Below are 20,302 nucleotides of genomic sequence, written 5' to 3'. Positions count from 1 at the left end.
TCTCTCGCAGCCGGAGTCCCGTGGTGGAAGACGTCAACCCCAACCCCGCGCCCCCTTCTGGATCCAGGCCGTTGGATCCGCTGGGTGTCGCGGTGGCCGCCACCCTGGCGGTGTTCCTCGCCTTCCTGCTCGTCTCGCCCGTGCAGGTGCTCAACCTCGCCCTGGGCGTCTGGTTCACCCAGCTCTTCGTCTTCCTCGGCGGAGGCTGGCTCGTGCTGAGCGCCACCGGACGGGCCCCGGCGCGCTACACCGGCCTGTCCGCCTGGAGCGCGGGGCCAGCGGCGTTCGGCTTCGTCCTCGGAGTGGCCAACTTCTTCGGCATCATCGCCCCCGTGCAGTACCTGGCCCAGCTCGTCCTGCCCGGGTCCTGGAACGACTACGACGTGTCGGGCATCTTCCTGGGACAGTCGCCCGTGGAGCTGGCCTTCATCGTGGCGGGCCTGGGTATCGGCGCGCCCCTGTGCGAGGAGTTCTTCTTCCGGGGCGTCTTCTTCCGGGGGCTGCTGGCGCGGGGCGGCCCACCATGGCGCGCCCTGTTCTTCTCCGCGGCCCTCTTCAGCGCGTTCCACCTGGACCGGATGGGCTTCGTGTCGCGCCTGGAGCTGGGCCTGGTGTTCGGCTGGCTGCTGTGGCGCACGGGCTCGCTGTGGCCCGGCATCCTCGCGCACGCGGCCAACAACCTCGTGTCCACCGCGCTCTTCTTCGGCGCCCGGCACCTCGAGTCCGCGCGGACGCCCTCCCCCGGCGACGAGGGCCGGATGGTGGTGCTGCTCGCGCTCGGGGGCTGCGCGGTGCTGCTCGGACTGCTGTCCGCCGCGCGCCGCTTCCCGGGCCTGCTGGGGGGTCCTCTCCGTCCACTCGAGGAGCGGGAGGCTCCCGAGCCGCCCGTCCACCTGGAGCCCCCGACGCGGCTGCTGCGCCGCGCCTTCCCCTGGATGACGGCCGCGACGCTGGTGCTGGGCGCCTACGTCGTCCTGGACCCCGTGGGCATCGAGTTGAGCCAGGTCGATCTGCGCTACCCGCTCGCCCCCGTTCCCGAGGACGCGCCGGATGCCCTGCACGCCGAGCGCAATGCCCTCTATGAACTCCGGGTGCGCGCCCGCCGGGGCGAGACGCCCGTGGGCGAGTACACCCAGGAGCGCCGCCGGCAGTCCCGGCAGTCAGGAGGAGGACGACCCCCCGTCCTTCCCACCCCGAACCTCCCCGCATCGAAGGAAACCCCGTGAGAACCCTTTCCGCGACCCGTTACGTCACGCCCCTGCGCGAGGGCGGCTCGTGCCCCGCCATCGTCGAGGCGGAGGACTCGGGCATGTATGTCCTCAAGTTCCGCGGCGCCGGCCAGGGCATCAAGGCGCTCGTGGCGGAGATCCTCTCCGGAGAGCTCGCGCGCGCGCTCGGCCTGCGCGTGCCCGAGCTCGTGCTCCTGGAGCTGGATCCCGCGCTCGGCCGCGCCGAGCCGGATGGCGAGATCCGCGACCTCATCAAGGCGAGCGCCGGGCTCAACCTCGGCATGGACTACCTGCCCGGCTCCATCACGTTCGATCCCACCGTGCGCCCCACCCCCGAGCCCACCGAGGCCTCGGCCATCGTGTGCCTGGACGCCTACGTGACGAACGTGGACCGCACGCCCAAGAACCCCAACCTGCTGTGCTGGCACTCGGCGCTGTGGCTCATCGACCATGGCGCGTCGCTCTACTTCCACCACTCGTGGGACGACTACCTCGAGCGCAGCCGGAGCCGGTTCCCCGCGGTGCGCGACCATGTGCTGCTGCCCTGGGCCTCGGCGCTGCCCGAGGCGCTGGCCACCCTGCGCGAGCGCGTGACGGCGGACGTCATCCACGGCATCGTCGCCCGCGTGCCCGAGGCCTGGCTCGGTCCCACCCAGGAGCCACGCTTCTCCACCGTCACCGAGCACCGCGAGGCCTATGCCTCCTTCCTGCTCGAGCGCCTGAACGCAGCACCCGCGTTCATCGAGGAGGCCATCCGTGCCCGCGCGCAGCTCGTTTGACTACGCCATCATCCGCGTCGTGCCCCGCGTGGAGCGCGAGGAGTTCATCAACGCGGGCGTCATCCTCTATTGCCTCACCCATCGCTTCCTGGGCGCGCGGGTGGAGCTGGACACGAGCCGGCTCGAGGCGCTCGCGCCGGGCACCGACCCCGAGCTGATCCTGCACCATCTGGCCTCCATTCCCCGGGTGTGCGCCGGAGGCCGCGCGGCGGGCCCCGTGGGACAGCTCCCCCAGAAGGAGCGCTTCCACTGGCTGGTGGCCCCGCGCAGCACGATGATCCAGACGGGACCCGTGCACTCGGGCCTGTGCGAGGACCCCGCCCAGGCGATCGAGCACCTGATGCAACGGATGGTGCGACCTCCCACCCCCTGAGCCCGCTCGCCTCCCCGGGCCCGGCTACCGCCCGGGGCCACCTCTCTGCTACAACCTGGGATGTCTCCTCCCGCGCTCGCGTGGAACCCGGGGATGAGCAGGAAGGCCTACCGTGGACGCTGACTGGATCACCTGCCCACACTGCGCGCTCAAGCACCGGCCCCGGGCCCAGGCCCTGTGTCCCCGCTGTGGACGCACCTCGACGGTGGCCCGCGCGTCCATGGCCGTACCCACCGTTGCCCCCACTCCCGCCCCCGTGCGCCGGGCCCCGGCCATGTCCACCCCCGCGGCCGCCGCGTCCGAGTACGTACCAAGCGTGGAGTACCTCCCGGAGATGGAGCCCGCCTCGTCCGCGAAGCTCTCCCGGGGAGCGCCGGCCCCCGCCACGGCCGCTCCCGCCAGGCCGGCGACCTCCACGCTCCCCCTGGGCGGTGGCCTGCTGCTGCTCAACGCCGTGCTCCACCTCTTCGAGTTCCTCTTCCTTCCCACCATGTCCACGAATGAGTCACTCCGGGCCGTGCAGCTCGCCGGGACGCTCTTGGGCGTGGGCGTGGACACGCTGCTCGGCATCGGGCTGCTGCGGGGCAAGGAACAGCTGCGCGTGCCGACCCTGCTCCGGCTGGTGGTGGGCCTGTTCGTCTTCGGAGGCATGAGCCTCTACCAGGCGCAGTACCTCTTCACGCTCGTCGTGTGCGCCTTCTCCTGCGGCGTGCTCGCGCTCGTCTGGAGCAAGCCCTCGGCCTTCCTCGGGGGCGTGGCGCTCACCGCCGCGCTGCTCGGCATGACGGTGGAGATCGTCGGCTTCGTGCGGCTGTCCTCCACCCAGTCCCTGGAGGATCGCGCGCGCATCGCGCTGCGGCCGGACCTCGAGGGCAACCGGCTGCTGCGCGACAGTACCCTGGTGAGCCACCGGTTCGGCTACAAGCTGCCCATCCCCTCGGACGGGTGGTACCGCCACAAGACCAACCTGTCGGCGCCGGAACCCCACCTGGACATGTGGCTGTCGCACCCGGACGTCAACGGCAACCTGATGGTGGCCGTGCGCGAGTGGAATCCGGCGGAAGCCGCGGATCTGCTCCAGGCGCGGGACGTGGCGCTGCGAGACCTGCGCACGCGCCATCCCGACTTCCAGGTGACGGGCACCTCCGAGGGCACCACCCCGGGCAACAAGTCGCGCATCGCCACCGTGAGCGGGCGCGGCACGCGCGGCGGCAAGCCCTTCCAGTTCGAGCTCTCCGTCTACAAGACGGGCGACCAGTTGCTGCGCGTGACGGCCTTCGCCCCGGTGGACGTCTTCGAGTCGCTGGAGCTGCCCCAGTCGACCACGAAGCTGCGGCCGAACTGATCAGGAAGCGCTGGCACCGGCCCACTTCTCCCTGTACGCGAGGATGGCCTCGGCCGCGCGGCGGTAGCCTCCCGAGGCGAGGACCTCCTGCTGCAGGGTGCGCGCCTTCTCCCGGAACGTGGGCTCGCGCGAGACCCGCTCCACCGCCCGCCGCAACTGCTCCACCGTGACGGTCTCCCGCTGCAGGGCCAGTCCCAGTTCCAGCTCGGCGACCCGCGCGGCGTTGAGCGGCTGCTCGGCCATCTGGGGAATGACGACCACGGGCACCCTGTGGGCGAAGGACTCCATCAGGCTGTTGGCCCCGCCGTGGGTGACGAAGACGGACGTGCGCTCGAGCACCTCGAGCTGGGGCACCGAGGGGCGCACGAGGAAGTTGCCGGGCACCTCCCCCAGCTCCGCCACGTTCACCGTGTGCCCGGTGGAGAGCACCACGCGCCAGGGCATCCCGCCGAACGCCTCGAAGCACATCCGGTAGAACTCCGGCCAGTTGTTGAAGACCGTTCCCAGCGAGATGTAGAGCACCGGACCGCCCTCGAGGTGCGCCAGGGGGAAGTCCCCGGTGTCTCCGCGCGCCCGGATGGACGGCCCCACGAAGACGTAGCGCTCATCGAAGGTCTCGCCCCCGGGCTGGAACGCGCGCGGCACACAGACCAGGTTCAGCGGCTCCTCGTGGCGCAACATGCCCCAGAGGTCCGTAGGAGGCAGACCGTACTCCTGCCTCAGGACGGCGATGTCCTTTCCCGCCTGCTCGAACAGGCCCGGAAACATCGCGACCCGGCTCTTCATGAAGTCCAGGCTCGCGCCGCCGCGCGGCGTCACGACCATGGTGGGGCGGAAGAGGACCGCGGGGATGCGCAGGTGGTTGGCGAGCAGCTGCCCCCACAGGCAGAGCGGATCGTAGACCACGTAGTCGGGGCGCTGGGCGCGCACGGCCTCGATGAGCTGGGGAATCACCGCGCGGCTCTCCGCGGGCATACGGGCCGGGAGGAACCCCACGGTGCCGGACTTCAGGCCCTCCTCCACCGTGCTCTCGTAGCGATGGAAGCGCGCACCCGCCCGCTCCACCTGGGGACGGAACGAGTCGGTGAGGTAGTAGGTGATGTCCTCGCCCCGCTCCACCAGCTCGCGCACCACGGGAAAGGTGGCGTTGGTGTGCCCGTGAAAGGGGATGTTGAAGAAAGCGCCTCTGGCCATGTGCGACCTCCTGAATGGCCAACCCTCGCGGATCTGGGAGTGGGGCAGCCAGCCATTTCTCCGGCTGGAAGCACGGCGGCCCTCCGGGTGTAGGAGGGCCGCCGCCCTTGGCTCAGGACTCGGCGGATTGTGGTGGAGCCGATGGACATCCGGGCCTTCGCGGTCATCGGCGCCCACCCTCGTGAATCACTACCAGCCACACGGCAGATAGAGATAGTCAATGGAGCGCTGTTGCAAAGCCATGGCCCCGGAGAACAGCTCCCGGGACAAGCGTCCGGAGGCGTCGTAGCTCAGCTCTCGCGACCCCTCCAACACGCCATGGTCATCGTACCGCTCCACGCGCACCAGTTGCGGCGCGTAGGTGAAGACGAGCGTATGGTGTTGGCGAACCGGCTGCTGTATGTCGCCCTCGATGCGCACCTCGTCCTGGAGCGCCAACCGGCCCTGAGCGTCGAAGGTGAAGCGCGTGGTGAGCCGACTCTCTTCTCTATAGGGAAATTCTTTGTAATAGGACTCGCGCGCCGTCAGGCGACCCTGCTCATCATAGTTGTAATCGGTTGAGCTGACGGTGGCGTGGTGAGCGGAGGAGGAGAGACGCTCGCTCAGCAACCGCCCCGCCGAATCGAAGGTCTCCTCCCGTGACCCACCGTGCGGGGTCACGTAATGGATGGAGTGCTTCAAGACACCGTTCTCGTGGTAGTCGAAGCGGGTCATCCCGTACAGGCTTCCGTCAGCCCCCGTGTCGCGGGCCTCTACCCTGAGGCCCGCCTCGTCATAGACGAAGGACTCGGTGGAGGACAGCTCCCCATCGCGAATCTTCTCGACATAGAGCAGACGTCCCCTGGCATCGTAATGATAGAGGTCTCCCGTCACGGGGTAGTCGGAATGATGGGCGAGCAAGAGCCCGTCAGACGCGTATTCCCATGTGGAGAGCTGGTCGGACTCGGGTCCGTGCTCTTCCCTGATCACCTCACGACCCGCGGCATCGTAGACGGAGAAGATCTCGAACTCGGTGCCGCCACTGGGCCCGAGGGAGCGCCAATGGAGCATCCGCCCATGTGCATCCAGCAGCTTCTCCTCGTGAAGCAAGCCATCCTGAAGATAGGTCCGCTGAAAAACACACACCGAGAGGCTGGGAGAGAGCGTCGAAGGGCGCTCGCCGGGGTCCTCCTCCCACCGAGGGACACTTGTCCGTTCGCCCCCGCAGGCGATCCAGAGTGAGGACACCACTGCGACCACAGCGAACACTTCGCGAATGTTTCCCATTGACGAGTTCCCCCTGGACCGCTGAATCCAGATGACCCTGGGCCAAGGAGCGCAGCCTGACAAGTGAGGCGGGAGCGTTCCCGTCCATCAGCCGACACCCTCGGGCCATCGCCCGGCGAAGCCTGTGTCAATGTGGCTGTTGTTGGCCGGCGGAGAGACACGACACGCAGGGCCGGCCGCCGACGATCAGCGATGACAGCTGCGGTACTTCAGGCTGTCGGTCAGGTCGGTATAGTACTACAGTGGGACCTCGCCCCTGCCCTCCAGGATGTTGTGCCTCCTTGCTGGGTATCCACGCCCCAGAAGACCAGGCAACGTCACGCTACGGGATGATGCTTGGGTCGCTTGTAAACAACGCATGGAAGAGCGTAGCTTCCGAAGGCTCCAGGCCCCCAACAAAGAGCGGCACAGGTGTTTCCGCAATCTCACGAGAAATCGCGCTGGCCCCGAATGCTACTTCAATCCTTCTGGCGACAATTTGATCTTGCGTGGGTGCGCAGGTTGCCGTGCTTTGTAGCTTCAGGTCCCTCAGCGGTTGGCAACGGCATCGGGCGTGAGCAGCAGGCGCGCGGAGCCCCAGCCGGGCGCCTGGGGGTTCAGGGGAGTCATGTTGCAGGCCGCCGCGCACGGGCTGACATGTATGGCCAACCACTGGGAGGCCCGGGTGAGCCTGAGCTGATTGCCCAGGCGCTTCCAGTGCTCTCGCGCCTCAGTCGCCAGTTGTACGGCACGCGGGCGGTCCTGGTTCGCGCTCCAGCGCACTTGGGCCAGTTCCCACTGCACGTCCATACGCAAACGCCCCATGTCGAGTGACAGAGCACGCTCCAGGAGTGGCACGGCCTCGGCCGGCCCAAGCAGGGTGTCAGACAACTCGTAGGTGGGCAGAGGGCGAGGTGTCGGTACGAGTCCTTTGACACCTTTGCAGGAGGGTTGCGCCATAGGGCGGTGGCTGAAAGCCCATGGGTCGGTGTTGACTCACTCAGAGCCTCATCTGGCACACAACCGCCACGGACAGGGGGATTGCCGGCATCGGGAAATGCGGATATTGAAATATCGTCATGTCCGCTGCCGCATCGCTCGACGTCCAACAGCCATCCCGGCTCTTCAAAGCGCTGGGGGATGAAACCCGACTACGCATCGTGGCGCTGCTAGCCCACGGGGAGCTGTGCGTCTGTCACCTGGAGTCCGCTCTCGAGCTGACGCAATCCAACACCTCCCGCCAGCTCAGTGTGCTGCGCGCGGCCGGTGTGGTGGAGCCCCGACGGAATGGGAGCTGGGTTTACTACCGGCTCGCGCCCCAGCTCGACGAGGTGTGCAAGCAGCAGCTCAAGGCGCTCGTCAGTTCCTTCGGCAAGCAAGAGACGCTTCGCAAGGACGTCGAACAGCTCCTCAAATCCCGTGGGCCCAACTCCTGCCAGTGAGCCTTGCCCCTCCCCGGTTCCTCTATTCGGTGCTCGGCTGGTTCTTCTTGAGCGTGGTGCCGGGTTGGCTCGGCGCGGAGGGCACTGCATTTGACGTGTCCATGTGGAGCATCGGGAAGAGCGTGTTGATCTTCCTGGGCGTCCCTCTGGCGGCTGGGGCACTCACTCGCCTGAGCCTTACGCGGTTCAAAGGCGAAGACTGGTACGAAAAGAAGTTCCTCCCTCGCTTGGGACCTACGGCGTTGCTCGGACTGCTCTACACAATCGTCCTGATGTTCGCGATGCAGGGCGAGAAGCTCACCCGCCTCCCATTGGACGTAGTGCGCATCAGCATTCCGCTTCTGATCTACTTCGGCATCATGTTTACGAGCGCTTTCTTCCTCTCGCGTAGGTTGGGGTTCAGCGACGAGGAAACCACGTCCCTGTCCTTCACGGCAGCCGGTAACAATTTCGAGCTAGCTATCGCGGTCGCAGTGGGCGTTTTCGGCATGGCTTCGGGTGAGACACTGGCGGGTGTCGTGGGACCACTGATCGAGGTGCCCGCCCTTATTGCGCTCGTCTACCTGTCTCTGTGGCTCAAGCGGCGCTTGTTCCCAGAGTCAGGCTCACCCGTGCTGCCGCATCGATTCAGCGACAACAACATTGTCAAGGGGCATTCCGCGCCCCCCACTCCCGAGGGAGCCCGATGAAGACGGTGATTTTTGCCTGTGTCCACAACGCGGGGCGCTCGCAGATGGCAGCCGCCTATTTCAACGCGCTAGCGGCACCGGAAAAAGCACGAGCCTTTTCGGCCGGAACGCAACCGGGTGAGCGCGTCCACCCCGAGGTTCAGGCCGCTATGTCGGAGGTGGGGATCGACTTGTCTGGCGCGAAGCCCCAGCGGCTGACGGATGAGCTGGCGCAGGGCGCGTTCCTGCTCGTCACCATGGGTTGCGGGGACGCCTGCCCACATGTGCCGGGCTTGAAGCGCGACGACTGGCCCCTGGAGGACCCGAAGGGGAAGCCGGTGGAGCGTGTTCGCAAGATTCGCGATGAGGTGCGCACCCGCGTTGCGATGCTACTGGAGCGTGAAGGCTGGGCTTCCTAGAGCCCACCCGGCGCGGCTTCGATTCCCGCCGCCTCCACGGCAAGGACAGGACGCGCTCCTCTCCCAGGGTGCGAACCAACGCCCGGCGCGCGCTCAGGGCCCGGCGGATTGCGGCGGACGACCCTGCTCCTTCGCCACGGGCAGATAGCACTTGCCCTCGTACTCGGCCCGGTCGTCGGCGCATGGGGGCCGCTGCGCGAGTTCTACCCAGCACCCGCCGTTGATCTCGACCTCGAGTTGATTCCGGGTGTTGCAGGGTGCCTTCTTCTGATTGCGAAAGGGCTGTCTGGGCGGGGGATAGGCGATGGTCTGCCCAGAAGCGTCCCCGGTGTTGATCAAGGACGGGGCTTCCAGGGGCACCTCCCCCGTGGGAAGGGAGCGCGCGGGCGGAGGGGCGCCCGCGGTGACGTGGAACCAGACACCGAGTCCCAGCACGAGCACGGCAGTGCCTACGAGAGCGCGGGAGCCCCAACCCGCCCGGCGGGGCTTCACGGGCCCGGCCGCGAAGTGGGCATGGAGCCGGGGACTGTCTTCCACGCGCCGGAACGCGGCACTCATCAACACGAGCAGGTCGGCCACCTCGGTGGGTGGAGCGAAGGGCGGAGCCTGCTCGACCGTCAGCGACACGTCGGGGGAGCCGTGCTCGCAGGACAGACCGAGTCGCCAGGGCCCCTGGTGCAGCCAGTACACCCGGTCGCTCGGCCGCAACGTCACGGCTGGCTGGCCCGTGGCCACATGCCACGACGCATAGAGGTGCCCCAACTCGGGCCCCACCTCGTCGAACTTCCTGCCGAGCCGGAACGGCCCCACCCGCTCGTGCCTCGGGTCCTTCTCGTCCGCCACCTGCTGTCCCCTCGCGAAAGCGCACCGATGCGCCAGCCGCACAGGGGAGCGGATTCAACCACTCGAGTCAAGGCGAAGGGCGCATCCTGTTGGGTGACACGGCACGGCTCAGGCCACCGCCGAGGGGCACTCCCGGGCCACGGGCAGCCGCGAAGCGATGTCCCCGCGTCAGGTCCAGCAGATGAAAGAAGAAGCCCTTGTCGCCACTGGTGCCGGTCTCCTCCGGCCGCCCCGGTCCTCGCGGTGGGGCTCGCGGACTCACTCCTCCCGGGCGCGCACCACGTCCAGCCGGGAGCGGATGGCGAGGGACAAGCCCACCTCCTCCAGCGAGAGCGGACTCTGCTCCACGGGCCCGGGGACCGAGCAGTCCATCAGATGCAGAGGCGCCGCGGGGGAGCCGGCGGCCTCGGCGAGTTCACGCGCCCGGGTGACGAAGCGGCGCAGGAGCTCGGCGCGGTGGGCCTCGGGCCGCAGCAGCCGCGCCTCGACGGCGGTGAAGCTGAAGTGGGGGCTCTTCTTCATGAGCTGACTGTCGCGCTCGGTGTCGTGGCAAAGGCGCGAGAGCGTGCCCAGACGCGAGCCTCGGGCCCAGAAGTCCAGTTCCGCCGGGAGGGGAACCTCCAGCAGGCCGTCCACGGCGACGAAGGTGCTGTCATCCTCCGAGAGCGCGAGCTTGTTGCGCGAGGGCCGACTGAAGCGGGCGCCGCGGAGCACGAGGGTGACGTCGGTGCCCAGGGTGTCGCGCAGCCGCCGTTGAAACTGCTCACACGCGCGCTGCAACGTGGGCAGGGCCTGCGCGAGCTCCTCGGTCTCGAGCGACACGGTGAGGGAGACCTGGAGCACGTCGGGCCGCACGGTGAACTCGGAGTGGGCGGGAAGGGGCTCGGGGACGTACTTGTTCTTGGAGGACATGGCAGAGGGGAAGCCTATCCGACTCCTCCCGTTCATGGGTCCAGGGCGGGCGTCCCCCGTGTGGTGGCCAAAAGTATAGAAGGCAGGGGCCAGCAAGGCCGCGCGCGGCGCCAGTGGGCACACGGCGCAAGTCCCCCAGCCCCCTGCTGGCTTTGTCAGTCCCGATGGCGCACGAGGGTCCAACCCTCGCGGCCGAAGCGCTCCGCCGTAGCCAGCCCGATGCCCGGGCCGGCGCCGACGCTCAGCAGGCGCCGCTCACGACAGCACCTGCGCCAGCTCGATCAGGTTGCCGAACGGGTCGCGGAAGAAGGCCAGCTTGCGGCTGATGGCCTCCAGCACGAACGGCTCGGTGACGATGGTGACGCCACGTCCGCGCAGCTTCTCGACCGTCTCCTCGACATTCGAGACGTTGAGGCAGAAGTGATGATAGCCGCGGTACTTCAGGCTGTCGGCCAGGTCGGTATAGGGGCGGACTTCGGCCGGCGCCGGCTCACCGCCGCCCAGCACCTCGACGTAGAAATGATCGTCGGTCGGCGGAGCCAGATAGGCCAGGTTCTCGTCGCCATAGGCCCATTCGGCCACGACGCGGAAATCCAGCTTGCCGACGTAGAAGGCCTTGGCCTCTTCCAGGCTGGGGGTGCGGACGGCGACGTGATGGCCGCGCATGTCGGCGAAGATCGAGCCGGGGTTCTGGGCGGGCGGGATGAAATCAGCCATTTGAAACGCTCCTGTTCTGGCCGGCGGCGTCAGTGCCGCCCGGCTTCGAGGAGAAAAGTGCACCTTCACGACCACGATGATTAGATTGGAAATCTTCCGCTCAATCCTGAGTATAATTCAGCAATGCGCACGACGGATCTTTCGGAACTGGCCGCCTTCGACGCGGTCGCCCGCCACAAGAGTTTCAAGCGGGCGGGCGAGGAGCGCGGCGTCACGGCCTCGGCCATCAGCCACGCGGTCAGCAATCTGGAATCCCGTGTCGGCATCCGGCTGCTGAACCGCACGACCCGCAGCGTATCGCTCACCGACGCGGGGGCCATGCTGCTGTCGCGGCTGGCACCAGCGTTCGGGGACATCGGCTCGGCCATGGACGGGTTGAATCAGTTCCGGGACTCGCCGTTCGGCAAGGTGCGGCTCAATGCGCCCAGCTCGATCGCGCCCTTCATCCTGGGTCCCGTGCTTGGACCCCTGATCGCCTCCCATCCCAACCTGGAGCTTGAGATCGTCACCACCGATCGCCTGGTGGATATCGTCGAGGAAGGTTTCGACGCCGGCATCCGGCTGGGGGAAAGCCTGCGCGACGGCATGACGGCTGTGCGGATCAAGCCCCGCCTGCGCTTCGCGGTCGTCGGCTCACCAGCCTATTTTGCGGCTCGGCCGGTCCCGCGCACCCCCACCGAACTGAAGGCTCACATCTGCTTTCAGAACCTCTATCCCTCGGGCATGCGCTACGCCTGGGAGTTCAAGAAGGACGGCCGGACCGTGGAGTTCCAGCCCACCGGCCCCTTTTCTTCCGACGACCATGACCTGCTGATCCGGGCGGCCTTGGCGGGCGGAGGCCTGGCCTATGTCTGGGAGAACCGGGCGGAGACGCTGATCCGCGACGGCGCACTGATCCGCTGCCTCGACCCGTGGTGCGCCCCGGAAGACTGGCTGTATCTGTACTACCCGGCCCGGAAATACATCTCCGCCGGCCTGCGGGCGGTGATCGAGGCCATGCGGGCCTAGTACTACAGTGGGACCTCGCCCCTGCCCTCCAGAATGTTGTGCCTCCTTCTGGGTATTCAGCCACAACATCCACGCCCCAGAAGACCAAGCAACGTCAGGCTACGGGATGATGCTTGGGTCGCTTGTAAACAACGCATGGAAGAGCGTAGCTTCCGAAGGCTCCAGGCCCCCAACAAAGAGCGGCACAGGTGTTTCCGCAATCTCACGAGAAATCGCGCTGGCTCCGAATGCTACTTCAATCCTCCTGGCGACAATTTGAGCTGGGAGTGCCATGCTGGGGGGCGGTTGCGCGAAGCTGGCCTTTTTGGTTCGCAAGCCACCGTCAGCATGACCACGCTCCACACCATACACCATGTAGACTGGCGCCAATAGGCTTATGCAGCCAACGACAACCCAATCTACAGTTGGCGCTCCAGCCATCTTCGGGGGATAAACCAAACAGCGGGGCCCCCCATCTCCGGATGAGAGTGTGTCGCCAACGACAAAGGTTGAAAGTTCGCTCTCCAGTTCATCCAGGAAAGCGTTCCAGGGTCCCACGTTTCCAAGCCATTGCGTCCATAGTGCGTGAAGGCGCTGTGTCGCTGGACTCGTTTCTGACGTGTAAAGGAATTCACTGCTTGAATCGTAGTAATTCCGCACGATGCCACTCAGGTCGTCTTTAGATGGGGTTTTCATCGTCTGTCCGCTCAAATCCTAGAAAGGAGCGTCAACACCAAAGACGACTGGCTTTGTCTTGGGATCGCACATCGGCCGGACTCGCGAACCCTCGATGGCATCATTCAGCAGCTCTCGGTATTTGTTCCTGATGTCTGAGCACAACGTATATAGCGGCGGCGGAGTTGGCTCCGTCATGCCTACGAGCACGGTATATGCGGCATTGTTGGCGCACTCGGCTGCAATTGCCCGTGCATCTGCATCTGAGATGGGGCCATTTTTTTTCGTTTTCAATTGGCATTTCGACACCGAATTGGCAGATGTACGATTCATCTGAATTTCCATGATTGATTTGCGCATGAATGCATGCGGCGCGCCATCCTCCGGGCCCACGTTTTCTCTGTGGAGTGATCGTGACAAATGCAAAATGCGTTGGCTTGATCAGTCCATTTACAGGTTGGCGCACGCATCCCGTTTGTGGCATGACAACCAGGAAGATTGTGAAGAGTTGCGTCACAACTGCGCCGCTCAGTCGAGAACGCGAGGCAGCAGTAGTGCAACGAATGGGCTTCAATGCAGCTAATGCATCAGCCTTGACCCCTTCTGCTGGGAGAAGCAAAGCCATTTTTCGTCCTCTTCGGCGCAACCATCCGAGGTGGCTGTGCCAACGATGCCCCGTGGGTCAATGATTTGAGCACAATCAAAAAGCGAACTCGCCGGACTGAACAGGTATAAACGCGAAAGCGACCAAGTCCCGTACTGCGGTAATTTCTAGGAAACTATGCCTGACAGGTAACCGGGTGGTCAACCACACTTGGCATTAATTTCCTACCTGCTGCGTCCGTAGTATGCGGCATGCCTGACGCTCCAGGTCGTGTTGTTGACCGAGTGGTGGTGAAGAGGTGTGCTGCGCGAGTTCCGCTCAAACGTTCGAGATTACAGGCTTTTTTTGATGACCTTGAGGTCCCGGGGATACATGGGGGCCTGTAGGTGGAGCGGCACTGGCCCGTATCGATGACGCACCCAACCTCTTGCGTGGGTGCGCAGGTTGCCGTGCGTTGTAGATTCAGGTCCCTCAGCGGTTGGCAACGGCATCGGGCGTGAGCAGCAGGCGCGCGGAGCCCCAGCCGGGCGCCTGGGGGTTCAGGGGAGTCATGTTGCAGACCGCGGCTCACGGGCTGGCATGTATGGCCAACCACTGGGAGGCCCGGGTGAGCCTGGGCTGATTGCCCAGGCGCTTCCAGTGCTCTCGCGCCTCGGTCGCCAGTTGCACGGCACGCGGGCGGTCCTGGTTCGCGCTCCAGAGCGCTTGGGCCAGCTCCCACTGCACGTCCATACGCATCTGGCTTGAAGTCCCGGTGGACGATGCCGGCCGCATGGGCCGCGGCCAGCCCTCGCCCCGCTGCCACGTACGCCTCCAGCACCTCCCGCCACGAGTGCTCCCGCTCATGGCGCCAGCGCCTGAGCGTCTGGCCCTCGACGTACTCCATGGCGATGAAGACGGAGCCGTCCTCCAACGTGCCAGCATCGTACACCCCCAGTACGTCCAGCACCGTGTAGCGCGCGGCCAGTGTGCTCCCGGGCTGCCGTGGCGCGTCTACGCCCGGTGTCACGCTCTTCTCGGCAACCCCCTCCAATTCGAGCGCTGGCGGAGCCGGGGGCCGCACCATGGTGAACGTCTGCGCATTGAAGTCAGGCTCCGGGGCGGGTTTCTTCTCTTGCTCGGCTTCGCTCATGCGCACGCATCCTCTGTTCGCTGCTGGCTCGGAGCCCCTGAATCATCCCCTCACTTCATGAGGCGAAGGCTTCGCTGAAGAGGAGCTGTTCACGGACGAACTGGACCCGTGTTCTGCCGGGTGATGTCGAGGTGGAACAGGCCGCGCGCGCTCAGCTCCTCGCCCTCCCGCGCTGCAGGGCGAACACCGCGCGCAAGGAACGACAAGCGGCGGCTTCGATTCCCGCCGCTTCCACGGCAAGGAAGGGACGCAGCCGCTCTTCTCTCGGGGTGCGAACCAACGCCCGGCGCGCTCAGGGGCCGGCGGATTGTGGCGGACGGCCCTGCTCCTTCGCCACGGGCAGATAGCACTTGCCCCCGTACTCGGCCCGGTCCTCGGCGCACGGGGGCCGCTGCTCCAGCGCCACCCAGCACCCGCCGTTGATCTCGACCTCGAGTTGATTCCGGGTGTTGCAGGGTGCCTTCTTCTGATTGCGAAAGGGCTGTCTGGGTGGGGGATAGGCGATGGTCTGCCCAGAAGCGTCCCCGGTGTTGATCAAGGACGGGGCTTCCAGGGGCACCTCCCCCGTGGGAAGAGAGCGCGCGGGCGGAGGGGCGCCCGCGGTGACGTGGAACCAGACACCGAGTCCCAGCACGAGCACGGCGGCGCCCACGAGGGCGCGAGAGCCCCAACCCGCCCGGCGGAGCTTCACGGGCCCGGCCGCGAAATGGGCGTGGAGCCGGGGACTGTCTTCCACGCGCCGGAACGCGGCACTCATCAACACGAGCAGGTCGGCCACCTCGGTGGGTGGAGCGAAGGGCGGACCCTGTTCGACCGTCAGCGACACGTCGGGGGAGCCGTGCTCACAGGACAGGCCGAGCCGCCAGGGTCCCTCGTGCAACCAGTGCACCCGGTCGCTCGGCCGTAGCGTGACGGCCGGCTGGCCCGTGGCCACGTGCCGCGACTCGTAGAAGTGGCCCAGTTCGGGCCCCACCTCGTCGAACTTCCTGCCGAGCCGGAACGGCCCCACCCGCTCGTGTCTCGGGTCCTTCTCGTCCGCCACCTGCTGTCCCCTCGTGAAGGCGCGCCGATGCGCCAGCCGCACAAAGAAGCGGATTCAACCACTCGAGTCAAGTCAAATAATGCGTCCTGTTGGGTAACACGGTATGGTTCAAGCCACCGCCGAGGTGCACTCCCGGGCCACGGGCAGCAGCAGGACGAAGCGGGCGCCGCCCTGGACGCGGTAGGTGCGCGTGCCGAGGAGGGAGAGCACCGTGAACATGGCAAGTGCAGGCATGACGCAACCCGACAATCACTGCCATGCAAATATTGCCAAGATACTGATGCCACGCCTTCAGCCACCATGGCCTCATTTCGCATAGCGAAATGAACCGCATGGTCTTGTTTCGCATGGCGAAACCAGCCATATCCCAATGGCCGATCCGACCGCCCTGGCTTGATTTTCCGCGCTTCCCATGTAGTGTATTTTATTGTCTGGGGATGCGCGGTCTGCCCCTCCCCCAGACACAGGGAGAAATCATGAAAGCGACGGCAGGTTCCAGGATCCTCGTTGCGCTGCTCGTGTCCATGGCGTGGAGTGCCTCCGCCCCGGCCCAGAGTCTGACCAGCTTCACGGCGACGTACAGGGGCGGCAGTGGCGCCATCTGTGGCACGGCGTACAGCATCATCGGCAAGGAGCCTTTGTCCTCGCAAAGCAGATACCCGGTGTTCATCTACACGGTGGGCACCACGGAGGGGTTCGATCATTCCTCGGCGATGGCCGCCGTCGAGGAGATGGCGAGCCGTGGCTATGTCGCGGCCACCGTCGAGTATGACAACGCCACCTTTGGCACCTGCTCCACGCTCGAGAGCCGCGCCAGGTGCATCTTCGATTCGACCCGCTCGACCAGCGCCATCAACACGATCTGTTCGCGCGCCAGGGCGGATTGCTCCAAGGGCGTTGTCGTGGCCGGCTTCAGCCAGGGGTCCATCATGGCCATCCTGGCCAGGAACCATGACGACCGGGTGCGAGCCGCCTACGGGCTGGGAGCGGGCGTCGAGTATTCCGTCTACGATCTCCGCTCCTGCGTCGCCAATGGCAATCGCGCATTGCCGGGAGACCGGCTCCGGGTCGTGAATGGAGAAAACGACGCGTTCATGGGTGCGACCGAGCTCACCGTGCGCAGCCAGATCCAGGCGATGACAGGGCTGTCCTGCCCGTTGGCGACCTCCTGCTTCCGCGACAACGCCAGCGGTTGGTACATCGTGGAGAATTCCGAGGCCTCGGATGGATCCGCCGACCACTGCTACATGCGTCAGGGAAGCTGCATTGGCCTCACGCTGGACCAGAAGTGGCGTACGGGCACCTACGACTGGTCATTGAGGACCAACCTGGATTGGCTGACACAGTTCACCCAGCCCTAGCGAAGGGGACGGCGTGGGCTCTCCGGTGTTCACGTGCCTGGAGCGGCCCACGAGCCCCTGGACGAGCCCGGGAGGTTGACGCTCAGCACTCCCCCACTCCTTGTTCGCCAGGCGAAACCAGCTTGCACTCGCATTGACCCGAAGTCTTTGGAGGGCCTATCGTCCCGACGGTGGGACTCTTGCACGATCCAGACGAGGAAGAGGCCAAGGACCGCCAGTTCGTGACGGCGCTGGCGCGCGGGCTCGAGGTGCTCCGTGCGTTCACGCCTCACACCCCGCTGCTCGGCAACCGGGAGCTCGCGGCCAGCACCGGCCTGCCCAAGCCGACCATTTCCCGACTGACCCACACCCTGACCCGGCTCGGCTATCTCAAATATTCGGAGCGCTCGGGAAAGTACCAGCTCGGCACGGGGGTGCTGTCGCTGGGCTATGCGGCGCTCTCCAGTATGAACGCCCGTCAGATGGCCAGGCCCCTGATGCAGGAAATGGCCGACCAGGTCAACGCCATGGTCTCCCTGGGTACCCGGGATCGGCTCAGCATGGTGTACGTGGAGCACTGCCGCTCCCACTCCGCGGTGACCGTGCGCCTCGACGTTGGCTCACGCATCCCGCTGGCGACCACGGCCATGGGGCGGGCGCTGCTCGCCGCCCTGCCCGAGCTGGAACAACGTGTGATGATGGAGCGCATCGCCAGGCAGGAGCCGGACCAGTGGCCGCACATCCGCGCCGGCATCGAGCAGGCCCTCGAGGAGTACCGGACCCATGGGTTCACGCTCTCCGTCGGTGAATGGACTTCGGATGTGAATGCAGTGGGCGTCGCCCTCATCCCGCCCGATGGCAGTCAAATCCTGGCGTTCAACTGCGGCGGCCCCTCGTTCCAGCTGTCTCGCGAACGCCTCATGAATGACCTCGGCCCTCGTCTGGTGGACCTCGTCCGCGGCGTCGAGGCAGGTCTCCTGCGCCGCTGAACGGCGCATGGGCTTGCCTCGCTGAGGGTCCTCCCAGGAGGGGGGCTTGGGCTTGTGGGGCACCGGTCTTGGCGGACCGCGCTTCCACCCCCACCTATCAGGGTTGGACCGGAGGAAATCATCGACCTGTTGCGCACCCACGACCGCTCCTCCTCGAGCCGCGAGAAGGCAACCGCGCGCCGGTCGCTCTCGCTCGCCCTGCTGCTGACGGTGCTGGTGGGGGTGCTGCTCACGATCGGACTGCTCGATTTCGACAGGAGGGCCCGCCATGGCCAGGAGCAAGAGGCCCTGGCCCAACAGCTGGCCCGCATCCAGGAGCTGGCCTCGCAACTGAGCACCACGTTGCGCGGCGCCGAGCAGCTCATGGATACCCTGGCCGTGCTCGCGGGCCCGCCCGAAGAGAAGCACGTGCTCGAGGAGTTGATGCGCCGCGTACTGGCCTCCGCACCCGAGAGCACCATCTACGGGCTCGGTGTGTGGTTCGAGCCCGGTCGGTTCCTGCCAGGCACACGCCACATGGGGCCCTACATCCACCGGGAGGTGGCGAGACATGGAGCGCTTCCGCTCCTCACCTATGAGTGGTCCACGCCCGCCTACGACTACTTCCGACAACCCTGGTACCAGCAGGCGCGCGCGCGCGGGGGCCGCCTCGTCATCTCCGAGCCCTACGTCGAAGAGGACCAGCCGTACGAGACACTCTCGAGGGCCTTCTTCGACGACCAGGGACGGCTGCGCGGGGTGGTGAGCGTGGACCTCTTCCTCCCCCAGGTCACGGACATGGTCCGCCATGCCAACCTGTCTCCCTCGGAGTTCCTCTATGTCGCGAGCCCCGCTGGCGCGCTCCTCGCCCACCCGCGGGAGGAGCAACTGCTCGCCTGGGCACGAGCACGAGGCAGACCCGTGCGGTCCCTGTGTGAACTCACCCTCGTGGAGTTGCGGACGTGGGAACACGAACAGGGGTTGGATCGGGGACGGCACCGCACCGAGGTGAGAGTCCCCCAGGTGGGCTGGAGGGTCTTCGCTTCGACGGACGAAGGTGTGCTTTTCAAGGCCGTTCACCGGCAGGCGGGGTTGGTGGTGGCCCTGTGTGTGATGCTCTGGGGAGGACTGGGGGCGAGCGGCCTGGCCATGGCCCGCTCGGAACGGACACGCGCCCTGATGCGCACGCTCGCCGAGCGCCAGCGTCAGGAGAAAGAGCGGCAACGGCTGCTCGCCCAGGTACGGCAGCGCTCGGCGGAGCTCCACGCCATCCTCGAAGGCATGGTCGATGCCGTCGTCGTGACCGATGCCCTGGGGGTGATCACCCTCGCCAACCGGGCCGCGCTGAAGCTCTTCGGGCAGGCGATGCACGAAGGGTCCCGGCTGGACTCCGTGTATCCGCACCATCGCCCCCGGGGGTTGGACGGGCGGGCACTTCCTTTCGATGAGGTGCCCATGAACCGCGCCCTGCGAGGCGAGCAGGTGGGCGACACGGAGTTCATCATCACCGGGCCCCAAGCGCCCCAGCAGCTCGTCCTCCGACTGAACTCCGCGCCCATCCGCGACGAGTCGGGTCGCGTCATCGCCGCGGTGTCGGTGGCGCGCGACATCACCCAGGCCATCGAGCTGGAGCGCCTCCAGGGCGACTTCGTGAGGATGGCCGCGCACGAGCTGAAGACGCCCCTGACGGTGATGAAGTCCTTCGCGCAGCTCGCCCGGCGTGCGGAAAACTCCTCCTCCGCCCTGGGCCGGTTGCTCGAGGGCATCTGCCGCGGCGTGGATCGCATGGATCGGTTGGTGCGGACGCTGCTCGATGCCTCGCAGCTCCAGAGCGGCCAGTTGCGCTTCGAGAAGGAGGAGGTGGAGTTGCGGGCGCTGGTGGAGGCAGCCATCGTCCGAACCATCGCCAATCACCCGAACAATCCCATCCACCTCCGGACGGTTCCCGACACGTGGGTGTTCGGGGATCGCGCGCGGTTGGCGCAGGTGCTCGCCGAGTTGCTCGACAATGCCGCACGCTACTCACCCATGGGCCAGGACGTGGAGGTGGCCGTCACTCCCGACGGGGACGTGGTGGAGATCTGCATTCACGACCAGGGCATTGGCATCCCGGCGGAACAGCGGGAGCGGGTCTTCGAACGCTTCTACCGGGCCCATGCGGGCTCGCCCCATGATCGCGGGGGACTGGGGTTGGGGTTGTTCCTGGCCCGGGGCATCGTGCTGCAACACGGTGGCCGCCTGGAACTGGAGAGCCGCGAGGGAGAGGGAACCCGCGTACGTTTGCGTCTGCCACGTCTGCTCGAGCGACGGCCCACGCCGGGGAGGACCTCGGGTGAGACTCCCGTGCGTCCTCCCGTCGAAAGTGGATATGGAGGATTCCACTGATGA

21 protein-coding genes and 1 pseudogene are annotated in these 20,302 nt (G+C 66.5%); 11 read left to right on the top strand and 11 right to left on the bottom strand.

Annotation, left to right across the window (positions count from 1 at the left end):
- The first annotated feature begins 23 nt into the window (after nt 1–23).
- The 4 genes from CYFUS_RS21140 (at nt 24) to CYFUS_RS21120 (ending at nt 3,726) form a co-directional block, all read left to right on the top strand.
- Nucleotides 24–1,226 carry a type II CAAX endopeptidase family protein gene (locus tag CYFUS_RS21140; RefSeq protein ID WP_157758559.1) on the top strand — a complete coding sequence of 401 codons (1,203 nt, stop codon included), beginning with the start codon at nt 24–26 and terminating at the stop codon, nt 1,224–1,226.
- Nucleotides 1,223–2,008 (top strand): HipA family kinase, encoded by a 786-nt coding sequence (locus CYFUS_RS21135; protein ID WP_095986872.1) that lies wholly within the window; start codon nt 1,223–1,225, stop codon nt 2,006–2,008. The genes CYFUS_RS21140 and CYFUS_RS21135 overlap by 4 nt, the downstream gene beginning before the upstream one ends.
- Nucleotides 1,986–2,381 carry a DUF3037 domain-containing protein gene (locus CYFUS_RS21130; protein ID WP_095986871.1) on the top strand — a complete coding sequence of 132 codons (396 nt, stop codon included), beginning with the start codon at nt 1,986–1,988 and terminating at the stop codon, nt 2,379–2,381. Before CYFUS_RS21135 ends, CYFUS_RS21130 begins: the two co-directional genes overlap by 23 nt.
- A gap of 112 nt (nt 2,382–2,493) precedes the next feature.
- Nucleotides 2,494–3,726: a hypothetical protein gene (locus CYFUS_RS21120; protein ID WP_157758558.1), complete on the top strand. Its 1,233-nt coding sequence runs from the start codon at nt 2,494–2,496 to the stop codon at nt 3,724–3,726.
- Here the strand turns inward: CYFUS_RS21120 and CYFUS_RS21115 are convergent, their stop codons facing one another.
- From CYFUS_RS21115 to CYFUS_RS50745, 3 genes are all read right to left on the bottom strand, one after another.
- Nucleotides 3,727–4,920, bottom strand: a complete 1,194-nt coding sequence (locus tag CYFUS_RS21115; protein WP_095986868.1) for a macrolide family glycosyltransferase — start codon at nt 4,918–4,920, stop codon at nt 3,727–3,729.
- A 189-nt stretch (nt 4,921–5,109) separates the two neighbouring features.
- Entirely contained in the window at nt 5,110–6,009 is a 900-nt protein-coding gene (locus CYFUS_RS21110) for a hypothetical protein (RefSeq protein ID WP_157758557.1), read from the bottom strand.
- 705 nt (nt 6,010–6,714) lie between these two features.
- Complete coding sequence (locus tag CYFUS_RS50745) at nt 6,715–6,990, bottom strand: hypothetical protein (protein WP_157758556.1); 276 nt, start codon at nt 6,988–6,990, stop codon at nt 6,715–6,717.
- 254 nt (nt 6,991–7,244) lie between these two features.
- On the opposite strand from CYFUS_RS50745, the gene CYFUS_RS21100 reads away from it, so the two are divergent.
- Genes CYFUS_RS21100 through CYFUS_RS21090 form a run of 3 tightly spaced genes read left to right on the top strand, consistent with a single transcriptional unit; the run spans nt 7,245 to nt 8,694 of the window.
- Nucleotides 7,245–7,607 carry an ArsR/SmtB family transcription factor gene (locus CYFUS_RS21100; protein ID WP_095986865.1) on the top strand — a complete coding sequence of 121 codons (363 nt, stop codon included), beginning with the start codon at nt 7,245–7,247 and terminating at the stop codon, nt 7,605–7,607.
- A gap of 29 nt (nt 7,608–7,636) precedes the next feature.
- On the top strand, nt 7,637–8,296 hold the full coding sequence (locus CYFUS_RS21095) for an arsenic resistance protein (protein WP_232537688.1): 660 nt from the start codon (nt 7,637–7,639) through the stop codon (nt 8,294–8,296).
- Entirely contained in the window at nt 8,293–8,694 is a 402-nt protein-coding gene (locus CYFUS_RS21090; RefSeq protein WP_095986864.1) for a low molecular weight phosphatase family protein, read from the top strand. Before CYFUS_RS21095 ends, CYFUS_RS21090 begins: the two co-directional genes overlap by 4 nt.
- Before the next feature lie 93 nt (nt 8,695–8,787).
- Here the strand turns inward: CYFUS_RS21090 and CYFUS_RS21085 are convergent, their stop codons facing one another.
- From CYFUS_RS21085 to CYFUS_RS21075, 3 genes are all read right to left on the bottom strand, one after another.
- Nucleotides 8,788–9,537 carry a hypothetical protein gene (locus CYFUS_RS21085; protein WP_095986863.1) on the bottom strand — a complete coding sequence of 250 codons (750 nt, stop codon included), beginning with the start codon at nt 9,535–9,537 and terminating at the stop codon, nt 8,788–8,790.
- A 258-nt stretch (nt 9,538–9,795) separates the two neighbouring features.
- Nucleotides 9,796–10,449 (bottom strand): hypothetical protein, encoded by a 654-nt coding sequence (locus tag CYFUS_RS21080; RefSeq protein ID WP_095986862.1) that lies wholly within the window; start codon nt 10,447–10,449, stop codon nt 9,796–9,798.
- Nucleotides 10,450–10,704: 255 nt separating this feature from the next.
- Complete coding sequence (locus CYFUS_RS21075) at nt 10,705–11,166, bottom strand: VOC family protein (RefSeq protein WP_095986861.1); 462 nt, start codon at nt 11,164–11,166, stop codon at nt 10,705–10,707.
- A 123-nt stretch (nt 11,167–11,289) separates the two neighbouring features.
- Here CYFUS_RS21075 and CYFUS_RS21070 point away from each other — a divergent pair, with 123 nt between their 5' ends.
- Nucleotides 11,290–12,174 (top strand): LysR substrate-binding domain-containing protein, encoded by an 885-nt coding sequence (locus tag CYFUS_RS21070; RefSeq protein ID WP_095986860.1) that lies wholly within the window; start codon nt 11,290–11,292, stop codon nt 12,172–12,174.
- Between the two features lie 693 nt (nt 12,175–12,867).
- On the opposite strand, the gene CYFUS_RS50740 is transcribed toward CYFUS_RS21070, so the two are convergent.
- From CYFUS_RS50740 to CYFUS_RS53985, 5 genes and pseudogenes are all read right to left on the bottom strand, one after another.
- Entirely contained in the window at nt 12,868–13,221 is a 354-nt protein-coding gene (locus tag CYFUS_RS50740; protein WP_157758555.1) for a hypothetical protein, read from the bottom strand.
- A 778-nt stretch (nt 13,222–13,999) separates the two neighbouring features.
- A complete protein-coding gene (locus CYFUS_RS51765) occupies nt 14,000–14,170 on the bottom strand; it encodes a hypothetical protein (RefSeq protein ID WP_198316665.1) in 171 nt (56 codons plus the stop codon).
- 1 nt (nt 14,171) lies between these two features.
- Nucleotides 14,172–14,564, bottom strand: a pseudogene (locus tag CYFUS_RS54590) (hypothetical protein); the annotation flags it as partial.
- A gap of 292 nt (nt 14,565–14,856) precedes the next feature.
- Entirely contained in the window at nt 14,857–15,606 is a 750-nt protein-coding gene (locus CYFUS_RS21055; RefSeq protein WP_095992145.1) for a hypothetical protein, read from the bottom strand.
- Between the two features lie 108 nt (nt 15,607–15,714).
- The gene (locus CYFUS_RS53985) at nt 15,715–15,840 is read right to left on the bottom strand and encodes a hypothetical protein (RefSeq protein ID WP_269770254.1); all 126 of its coding nucleotides are present in this window, start codon (nt 15,838–15,840) and stop codon (nt 15,715–15,717) included.
- A 242-nt stretch (nt 15,841–16,082) separates the two neighbouring features.
- Here CYFUS_RS53985 and CYFUS_RS21045 point away from each other — a divergent pair, with 242 nt between their 5' ends.
- From CYFUS_RS21045 to CYFUS_RS21035, 3 genes are all read left to right on the top strand, one after another.
- A complete protein-coding gene (locus CYFUS_RS21045) occupies nt 16,083–16,967 on the top strand; it encodes a hypothetical protein (protein WP_157758554.1) in 885 nt (294 codons plus the stop codon).
- A gap of 170 nt (nt 16,968–17,137) precedes the next feature.
- A complete protein-coding gene (locus CYFUS_RS21040) occupies nt 17,138–17,935 on the top strand; it encodes an IclR family transcriptional regulator (protein WP_095986855.1) in 798 nt (265 codons plus the stop codon).
- 129 nt (nt 17,936–18,064) lie between these two features.
- Entirely contained in the window at nt 18,065–20,299 is a 2,235-nt protein-coding gene (locus CYFUS_RS21035) for an ATP-binding protein (protein ID WP_157758553.1), read from the top strand.
- Nucleotides 20,300–20,302 lie beyond the last annotated feature (3 nt).

It is taken from the genome of Cystobacter fuscus (genome assembly GCF_002305875.1).
In the GTDB taxonomy this organism is placed as follows: Bacteria; Myxococcota; Myxococcia; order Myxococcales; family Myxococcaceae; genus Cystobacter; species Cystobacter fuscus_A.
Note: the sequence above shows the minus strand (reverse complement) of the source record. Positions and strands in the feature narration are given on the sequence as shown.